6 protein-coding genes are annotated in these 9,442 nt (G+C 71.6%); 3 read left to right on the forward strand and 3 right to left on the reverse strand.

Annotation, left to right across the window (positions count from 1 at the left end; all coding sequences use genetic code 11):
• Positions 1–88 precede the first annotated feature (88 nt).
• Positions 89–610 carry a hypothetical protein gene (locus D7Y13_RS48680; RefSeq protein WP_120531721.1) on the reverse strand — a complete coding sequence of 174 codons (522 nt, stop codon included), beginning with the start codon at positions 608–610 and terminating at the stop codon, positions 89–91.
• A gap of 404 nt (positions 611–1,014) precedes the next feature.
• On the opposite strand from D7Y13_RS48680, the gene D7Y13_RS12655 reads away from it, so the two are divergent.
• The 3 genes from D7Y13_RS12655 (at position 1,015) to D7Y13_RS12665 (ending at position 6,322) form a co-directional block, all read left to right on the forward strand.
• Positions 1,015–2,100: an AI-2E family transporter gene (locus tag D7Y13_RS12655; protein WP_233595525.1), complete on the forward strand. Its 1,086-nt coding sequence runs from the start codon at positions 1,015–1,017 to the stop codon at positions 2,098–2,100.
• Positions 2,100–2,711, forward strand: a complete 612-nt coding sequence (locus tag D7Y13_RS12660; RefSeq protein ID WP_120583534.1) for a DedA family protein — start codon at positions 2,100–2,102, stop codon at positions 2,709–2,711. The genes D7Y13_RS12655 and D7Y13_RS12660 overlap by 1 nt, the downstream gene beginning before the upstream one ends.
• A gap of 245 nt (positions 2,712–2,956) precedes the next feature.
• Positions 2,957–6,322: an ATP-binding response regulator gene (locus D7Y13_RS12665; protein ID WP_233595526.1), complete on the forward strand. Its 3,366-nt coding sequence runs from the start codon at positions 2,957–2,959 to the stop codon at positions 6,320–6,322.
• A gap of 17 nt (positions 6,323–6,339) precedes the next feature.
• Here the strand turns inward: D7Y13_RS12665 and D7Y13_RS12670 are convergent, their stop codons facing one another.
• Positions 6,340–7,794 carry an FAD-binding oxidoreductase gene (locus D7Y13_RS12670; protein WP_120583536.1) on the reverse strand — a complete coding sequence of 485 codons (1,455 nt, stop codon included), beginning with the start codon at positions 7,792–7,794 and terminating at the stop codon, positions 6,340–6,342.
• A 175-nt stretch (positions 7,795–7,969) separates the two neighbouring features.
• Complete coding sequence (bioA, locus tag D7Y13_RS12675) at positions 7,970–9,301, reverse strand: adenosylmethionine--8-amino-7-oxononanoate transaminase (RefSeq protein ID WP_120531711.1); 1,332 nt, start codon at positions 9,299–9,301, stop codon at positions 7,970–7,972.
• Positions 9,302–9,442 lie beyond the last annotated feature (141 nt).

Consider the following 9,442-nt stretch of genomic DNA (forward strand, 5'->3'; position numbering starts at 1 on the left):
CTCCGCGCAGAACCGCGGCGGCGGAGTGTAGCGGACCCCACGCGAACCGGAGCGGACCCTCACGGGGCCCGCCCCCTCCCCCACGCTTTCAGTGAAGCAGCTCCGGCAGCATGGGCAGCCCGTGGAAGAAGCGCCGCCCGCTCTCGAAGCGGTGGTGGAAGGTGACGCGCTGGTCCAGGTACAGCCGCGCCATCTCCTCCTCGCCGTAGGCGCGGAAGAACGCGGCGCGCGCTTCGTCACACGCCCGCTCGTACTCCACGCACAGCGCCTCCCAGTCCTCCGGAGGAATGTCCCCCTCCGGCCAGCCCTCCCCCGTGAGGCCGTACTCGCGCTCCATCGCGTCCAGCTCCCCGGCCCGCATCCGCACGCGCGGGTCTTCCGCGATGGCCTCGTCCGCCATCGCCGTGAGGATGTGCGCCACCAGGAAAAATCCCGCGTCCGGCGGCACCGCCCCCGCGTCGCGCGCACCCCGGAACGTCACCAGCAACTGAGCGTCCATCGCCTCGCCGCCCAGCTCCGTCAGCTTCGCCGCCAGCACCCGCCACCGGGCCTCCGTCTCGCGAGCCTCCCGCCGCATCCCGTCCAGCTCCTGCTCACCCATCTTCTTCATGGTGTCCTCTCCCATCCCGCGAAGGTCCCCTCCCCACGAAGGTTCCCATCCCGGTCTGACGCGTGGGCCCCGCAAAGCGTGCTGTCCTGGTTTCCCAGGACCCTCCGGCCCGTCCGCTGCCGGACGCGGCGCGGCACGGCCGTCGCCTTGAGGACGCACGCCCGCCTTCCGGGGACGGACGACCGGCGGCTTTCCGCGCTGTGCGGGGGACGAACCGGGCGCGCCGCGATTGCCTCCCGTGAACGCTCCTGCGGCAGCGCCGGATGTCCGCCGCCGGACACCTGGCCCGGAGGCGACCCCGGCGCACACACTTGGGAGACGAGGACGGTTGCCGTCAGGCGAGGGATGTCGCATCCGCAGGACACGGGCCCGAAGACGGTGGCCCCCGTTGGGGAGTCGAACCGGTGGCTGAACCCGAAGTCAGGCTGGAGCAGCGTTCCCAGGTCACGCTGCGCACGGTGCTCACCGTGTGCTTCACGGTGCTGGGGGTGATGATCCTGGCGACGCTCGTCGTCAAGACGCGCGTGGCGCTCACGCTCACGGGCATCGCGGCGCTGCTCGCCCTGTCGCTGGAGCACGGGGTGTCGCGGCTGGAGAAGCGCGGCCTCAAGCGGTGGCTGGCCATCGCCCTGGTGCTGCTGGCGCTGTTCCTGGCGGTGTCCGCGCTGGGCCTCTTGGTGATTCCGGACCTGGTGGAGCAGGTGGACGCGCTCGTCACGCAGTGGCCGCAGCTGTGGCGGCAGGTGCGGGGCACCGGCATCCTGCGCGCGCTCAACCTGCGGCTGCACAGCCTGGGCTGGAATGAGCGCCTGGAGGAGGCCACCCCGGCGCTCGCCGGCCCGCTGCCGGAGCTGCTGATGAGCGCCATTGGCGGCGTGGTGGGCCTCTTGGGCGGCATGCTCACCGTCTTCTTCCTGGTGGTGTTCATGCTGGTGTTCGGCGGCGGGGTGCTCAAGCGCCTGCTGGAGCTGTCCCGGCCCGACCACCGCATGCGGTACGTGCGCGTGCTGCGCAACATCTACACCGCGACGGGCGGCTACCTGTCCGGCATCACCCTCATCTGCGCCATCAACGCCACGCTGACCACCACGATGCTGGCCGTGCTGGGCATGCCCTTCTACCTGCCGCTGGGGGTCGCCAGCGGCTTCTCCAGCCTCGTGCCCTACGCGGGCCCCATCATCGCGGGCGGCCTCATCACGCTGCTCACGCTCGTCACCGGGGGCGCGTGGAAGGCGCTGGCGGTGTTCGTCTACTTCCTCTTGTACGGCCAGCTGGAGGGCAACGTCATGGCGCCGCTCGTCTTCAAGCGCACCGTGCACGTCAACCCGCTGCTCACGCTGCTGGCCGTCCTCTTCTGTGTGGAACTGGCCGGTATCGTCGGCGCGGTGGTCGCGGTGCCGGTGGCGGCCACGGTGCAGATCATCGTCCGGGAAGTCCTCCTCTTCCGCCAGGAGCGCCGTGGCACGGCGGTGCTTCCCATGGAGTCCTGATGGCCTCGCCGCTCCAGCTCCTGCTCACCCACGGCTCGGGACCGCTCATCTTCCTGGTGCTGGTGGCGGGAGGACTGGGGCTGCCGTTCCCGGAGGACATCGTCCAGCTGGCCGCGGGGGTGCTCGCGCACCGCGGCCTGATGCCGCTGACAGCGGCCATGGCCCTGTGCTTCCTGGGCGTGCTTTGCGGCGACACCGTGCTCTTCCTCACCACCCGGCGCCTGGGACAGGCCCTGTACACGCACCCGCGCACCCGCCGCCTGTTCCCCCCGGAGCGCCGCGCGCGCATCCAGGCCCTGTACGCGAAGCACGGCCCGCGCGTCGTCTTCGTGGGCCGCTTCATGTCCGTGCTGCGCGTGCCGGTGTTCGCCATGGCCGCGGCCGAAGGCATGCCCCTGCGCCGCTTCCTGCTGTGGGACGGCCTGGCGCTGTGCCTGAGCTCCCCCCTGGTGGTGCTGCTGGGCTACGTGGGCTCCGCCAGCGTGGACCGCGTGGCGAAGGGGGTGGGTCGGGTGGAGCACTTCATCGCGCTGCTGGGCGTGGCCGCGCTGTTGCTCTTGCTCGGCGTGCGCCACGTGCGCGAGCGCCAACGCGACCGCGCACCCGCCTGACGCAGCGGTCGGCCTCACCCCACCCTGCGTGGGAGCAAACAAGCACACACTCCGAAGAGGGTGGCGCGGCAGGGCCTCCACGATTTCGATATCCACGGGGCGTGTTCTCCTGAAGTGACGCGCCGGAGACACCGCCTCGCCTCGCCCCTGCCGGCGAACGCCAGGCTCCCGCCTCCCGAGGAGACATGGAACAGGACAGCACCACGCAAGGCGGGTCAGGGGGGGTGTTGTCCTCCGGAGCCGGGATGGACTGGCTCTCCGGCGGCGGCGAGATGGGGAAGCTCATCCGCGCCATGGACTGGTCGCGCACGCCGCTCGGTCCGGTGGAGACCTGGCCGCAGAGCCTGCGCACGACCGTCAGCCTGTGCCTGTCCTCCACCTTCCCCATCCTCATCGCGTGGGGGCCGGAGCGCGTTCAAATCTACAACGACAGCTACCGGCCCATTTGCGGCGCCAAGCATCCGGAGTCCATGGGGCAGCCCTTCCGCGACTGCTGGTCCACGGCGCTGCCGGTGGTGGGCGGTGCGTTCGAGAAGGCGGGCGCCGGCACGGGTTCCTACATCGAGAACCAGCGCATGTTCCTGGACCGGTACGGCTACCTGGAGGAGGCCTTCATGACCTTCTCCTTCAGCCCCATCCGCGACGAGTCCGGCACCGTGGGCGGGCTCTTCCACCCCATCACCGAAGTCACCGAGAAGATGCTCAGCGCGCGGCGCACGCAGACGCTGCGCGAGCTGTCCGCCCTGCTGGGCAAGGTGAAGACGGTGGAGGACATCGGCGAGGCGCTGTCGCAGCTCCAGCCGGACGCCGCGCTCGACGTGCCCTTCCTCCTCTTCTACCGCCGCGACGAAGCCCCGCCGCGCGTGCGGCTCGCGGGTGCCATGGGCCTGCCCCGGGGCAGTGCGTGGAGCCCGGAGGAGACGGGGCTGGACGGGCCATGGCCCTTCACCGACAGCACGGTGTTGGAGCCGCGCGCGGTGGACGTCCCGGGCGCGCTGGACGACGGCATGACGTGTGGCCCGTACGAGGAGCCGCCCGCGCACGCGCGCGTGCTGCCGCTGTGTCCCGCGGGCATGACGGAGCCCTTCGGCTACCTGGTGGCGGGCGTGAGCCCCCGGCGCGCGCTGGATGACGCGTACCGGAGCTTCTACGAACAGTTGCAGGGCACCATCACCACGGCGGTGGTGAACGTGCGCGCCTACGAAGCGGAAGCGCAGCGCGCGGAGGCGCTGGCCGCCATCGACCGGGCGAAGACAGCGTTCTTCTCCAATGTTTCGCACGAGTTCCGCACGCCGCTCACGCTCATCCTGGGCCCGCTGGAGGAGTCGCTCACGGACACCTCCACCCCGCTGCCGCCCGCCCAGCGCGCGCGCCAGGAGCTCACCCACCGCAACGCGCTGCGCCTGCTCAAGCTGGTCAACTCGCTGCTGGACTTCTCACGCATCGAGGCCGGGCGGGTGAAGGCGAGCTTCCACCCCACGGACCTGGGGCGGCTCACCGAGGACCTGGCCAGCGTCTTCCGCTCCGCGATGGAGAAGGCGGGCCTGACGTACACCGTGGACGTGCAGGACGTGGGCGAGCCCGTCTACGTGGACCGGGACATGTGGGAGAAGGTTGTCCTGAACCTGCTCTCCAACGCCTTCAAGTTCACGCTCCAGGGCGGCGTCACGGTGCGGCTCATGCGCGAGGGCGACCGGGCGCGGCTCACCGTGCGCGACACCGGCACCGGCATCCCGGAGGCGGAGCTGCCGCGCGTGTTCGAGCGCTTCCACCGCGTGGAGACCTCCCGGGGACGCACGCACGAGGGCACCGGCATCGGGCTGGCGCTCATCCAGGAGCTGGTGAAGCTGCACGGCGGCACGCTGGGCGTGCAGAGCGAGGAGGACGTGGGCAGCACCTTCTTCGTGGAGCTGCCGCTGGGAAGCGCGCACCTGCCCGCGGCGAACGTGCAGGCGACACGCGGTGACGCGCACGCGGGCAAGCTGGGCTCGGCCTTCAGCGAGGAGGCCCTGCGGTGGCTCCCGGACGCGCCGGACACCCTCCCGCCGACGGCGCCGCGGCAGGCCTCGTGCGTGGATCCAGGCACGGCGCTGGGACACCTGGGCGCGGGGCTCGGGCGGCCGCCGGGACGCGGGCGCATCCTCGTCGCGGACGACAACTCGGACATGCGCGCGTATGTGAGCAGCCTGCTGTCCCCGCAGTGGGACGTGCACGCGGTGGGGGATGGCGAAGCGGCCTTCGAAGCGGCGCTCGCGACCCTGCCGGACCTCATCCTGAGCGACGTGATGATGCCCCGGCTGGATGGCTTCGGCCTCCTGAAGAAGCTGCGCGAGGACGTGCGCACGCGCGGCATCCCCTTCGTCCTCCTGTCGGCGCGCGCGGGAGAAGAGGCGCGCATCGAGGGCCTGCGGGCCGGCGCGGACGACTACCTGGTGAAGCCCTTCTCCGCGCGCGAGCTGCAGGCCCGGGTGGACAGCCAGCTGCAGCTCGGGCGTGCGCGCCAGCAGCTCTCCGACTTCTTCATGCAGGCGCCCGCGGCCATGTGCGTGATGACGGGCCCGGACCTGGTGTTCACGGTCATCAACCCGATGTTCGCGAGCCTGATGGGCCGGGACATGCTGGGCAAGCCGGCCCGCGAGGCCCAACCGAAAGGAGGCCACGGCGTCCTGCTCAAGCACCTGGAGAACGTCTTCCACACGGGCCAGCCCTTCGTGGGCCGCGAGGTGCCGGTGCGGCAGCCGGACGGCCGGGGCGGTCTGAAGGAGCTGCTGGCGGACGTGGACATCCACCCGCAGCGCGACGGGGAGGGTCACATCCAGGGGCTGCTCGTCGCCGTGCAGGAGGTCAGCGAACAGGTCCGCGCGCGAAGGCAATTGGAAGCCCTCACGCAGGACCTCCAGAGTGCTCTCACCTCGCGGGACACCTTCCTGGGCGTCGCGTCCCACGAATTGAAGACGCCCGTCACCGCGCTGCTGCTGCACCTGGAGGTGACGCGCCGCCGCCTGTCCTCCGCGCGCAACGAGCCCCTGTCCCCCGCGAGGATGACGACGGCCGTGGACACGGCGGTGCGGCAGGTGGAGCGGCTGGCGCGGCTGGTGGACGAACTGCTGGACGTCTCCCGCATCCGGGCCGGCAAGCTGGACTTCCACCTGGAGGAGAGCGACCCGGCGGAGCTGGTGCGGGAGGTCGTCGAGTCCTTCCAGGAGCAGTTGGGCCAGGCCCGCTGCGCGGTGGAGCTGCGGGTGGAGCCCGGGGCGCGCGTGTGGTGGGACCGCTCGCGCATGGAGCAGGTGCTGGTGAACCTGCTGTCCAATGCCATCAAGTACGCGCCCGGTCAGCCCATCCGCATCGAGGTCGCCCCGCACGATGGCCAGCTGGCCATCCGCGTCGCGGACTCCGGCCCCGGCATCCCCCGCGAGCACCAGGCCCGGGTCTTCGAGCGCTTCGAGCGCGGCGGGCCGCCCCGCTCCGTGCACGGCCTGGGGCTGGGGCTCTTCATCGCCAGCCAGATTGTCGAGGGCCACCACGGCCAGCTGCGCCTGGACAGCGACGCGGGCCGGGGCGCCACCTTCACCATCGAGCTGCCGCTGCGACCCCACGCCCGGGCGTGAGGCGGCGGCGGCCCGCCTCAATGCGAGACGCGCGGGGGCTTCTCCACGTTGGGCCGGATGTTCTGGTTCCAATGGAAGAAGTTCGTGGGGTCGTAGCGGTTCTTCACCTCCACCAGCCCCGGGTGGTTGTCGCGGTAGGTCGCCTGCACGCGCTCCTGGCCCTCCTCCATCATGAAGTTCACGTAGGCGCCGCCCGCCGAGTAGGGGTGCAGCGCGTCGTAGTAGGCCTTCGTCCAGGCGGTGACCTCCGCCGCCCGCTCCGGCGAGGGATCCACGCCGACGATGACCTCCGACCAGCGGGCGTCGCGGTAGCTGAAGGCCGTGTCCTTCGCGCCCACCCGGTGCACCGCCCCGTCCACGGGGTAGAGGTGCATGGTGGAGTGCATCGACGGGAGGTGTTCGGCGAACTGCACGTGGCGCTCGATGGCCTCGTCGCTCAGCTCGCGCACGAAGTCCGCGCGCCAGTACCATTGCAGCCCCGGCGGGTAGAGCCCGTCGAAGGCGGTCTGCAACAGGGGGAAGGGCATGGGTTGCACCCCATACAGCGCGGGATTGAGCGCTCGCACGGGGGCGAACAGCGCGTCCGCCTTCGCGGGGTCCCCGGTGTAGCACCACACCACACCGCACATCTTCTTCAGATGCAGCTCCTCCGGGAAGGGAGGCGCGGGCGGCACGGTCATGAAGGCGAAGAAGCCGTTGAGGTCCTCGGGCGCGGCCGGCAGGAATTCGCGGTACCAGCGCATCACCTGCTCCGCGCGGTCCAGGGGCCAGAGCGTGGGGCCGGCGATGACGGTGTCCACCGGACAGGCCCGGAAGAGGAACGACGTCACCACGCCGAAGTTGCCGCCCCCGCCGCGCACCGCCCAGAACAGGTCCGGGTACTTCTCCGCGTTGGCGGTGATGAGGCGTCCGTCAGCGAGCACCATGTCCACGGCGAGCAGGTTGTCGACGGTGAGGCCGAAGCGGCGCGAGAGGTGGCCCAGGCCGCCTCCCAGCGTGAGTCCGGCCACCCCCGTGGTGGAGATGATGCCGGAGGGCACGGCGAGCCCGAAGGCATGGGTGGCGTGGTCCACGTCTCCCCAGACGGCACCGCCCGCGACCCGCACCGTGCGGGCCTCGGGGTCCACCCGCACGCCGCGCATGTTCGACAGGTCGATGGCCAGCCCGTTGTCGCACAGCCCCAGGCCGCCGCCGTTGTGTCCGCCACCGCGCACGGACACCTCGAGCTTCCGCTCCCGGGCGAAGTTCACGGAGGCGATGACGTCCGCCGCGTCCGCGCACTGGACCACCATGGCCGGGTGCTTGTGGATCATCGCGTTGTAGAGCTGGCAGGCCTCCTCGTAGCCCGCGTCCCCCGGCTGGAGGAGCGTTCCCCGCAACTGTGCCCGGAAGGGTTCCACGCTGTCCGGCGTCAGCCCGGAGGGCGGCCCCGTGCCGCTCGTCGGAGTCGGGCGTTGGGTTTCGACAGTCATGGGAATTCCCTCCTGGGTGGGCTGGAGACGACACGGCGCCTGGATCAACGAATGCGCACGCCGCCCGCCGCTCGACATAAGGGGGCGGAAGGGGGCTTCCAGGCACGCGCCGACCGGCGGGAGCGGACGCAGCGCTCCGACCCTCCGCCTCTTCCAGAACGGACCTCCGCCGGCATCAGCCCGAGGCCACCTCCCGCAGGCTGTCCTCCACGCCGGCGAGCAGCACGTCCAGGTCCGCGTCCGGGATGTTGAGCGCGGGCGCGATGTAGACGGTGTCGCCCAGCGGGCGCAGGTACAGGCCCCGGCGGCGGGCGGCCTCGTACACGCGCCAGCCGCTGTTGGCGAAGTAGCCCCCGCCGCCCAGGTCCAGCGCGCCCACCATGCCCACCGCGCGCGGGCGCACGAGGCCGGGAAGGGTGGCGGCCATGCGTTCGAAGGCTGCCTTCACGCGGGGCGCCTTGCGCTGCACCTGGCCCAGCACGTCCTCGTCCCGGTACACGGCCAGCACCTCGCGCGCCACCGCCGCGCCCAGCGGGTTGCCGCAGTACGAGTGCCCGTAATAGAGCGCCCGGTCCTTCGCCCCCAGGAAGCCCGCGAAGATGCGCTCCGACGCGAGCGTGGCGCCAAAGGGCAACAGGCCCCCGCTCAGCGCCTTGGCCAGGCACAGCAGGTCCGGCACCACCTCCGCCAGGTCCACCGCGAAGCGGGCGCCGGTGCGGCCCAGGCCGGTGAAGACCTCGTCGGCGATGAGGAAGGTGTCCACGTCGCGGGTGGCCTTGCGCACCTCGCGCACGAAGTCCGGCGACGACATCCACATGCCCACCGCGCCCTGGATGACGGGCTCCAGGATGACGCCGGCGATGCCGTCCGGATCCGCCTGGAGCGCCGCCCGCAACTGGGCCAGGGCGCGCGCGTGGCCCCCCTCCTCCGCGGGGGACGGCACGTGCACCACGTCGAAGAGGAGCGGGCCGAAGACGTCGCGGAACTCGGACACGCCGCCCACGCTGGTGGCGCCCAGCGTCTCGCCGTGGAAGGCGCCGGACAGGGTGATGAAGCGGGTGCGGCGGGGCCGGCCGTTCTGGGCCCAGTACTGCGCGGCCATCTTGATGGCCACCTCCACCGCGGTGCTGCCGTTGTCCGAATAGAAGACGCGCGACAGCTTCTGCTCCGCCGGCACGTCCGCGCGGTCCGCGCCGGGGGCCAGCGCGGTCAGTTCGGAAGCCAGCAGGGCGGCGGGGCCGTGGGTGATGCCCGCGAGCGAGGTGTGGGCCAGGCAGCCGAGCTGGTCGGTGAGGGCCCGTACCAGGCGGGGGTGGCGGTGTCCCAGGGTGGACACCCACCAGGAGCCGTTGGCGTCCAGGTAGCGCCGGCCGTCGGCGTCATGGAGGTAGACGCCCTCCGCGCGGACGACCACCAGCGGGTCGGTGTCCGCGATGTACTGGGCCATGGCGGTGTAGGGGTGCCAGACGTGCTGCTTGTCCAGACCGACGATGGCTGCCCGCTCCACGGTGTGTGCTCCTGACTGGGGGATGATCCATGCCCCGGGTGACGCGCCGCGTGCCGTTCTGCCCTCCCTGGCGGCGGGCCGCAACGTCCTTGCCGCACCGCGCCCTATCCATCAGCGGACACGGGGGGAGGCGGGACGCTC

The sequence above is a fragment of the Corallococcus praedator genome, assembly GCF_003612125.1.
In the GTDB taxonomy this organism is placed as follows: domain Bacteria; phylum Myxococcota; class Myxococcia; order Myxococcales; family Myxococcaceae; genus Corallococcus; species Corallococcus praedator.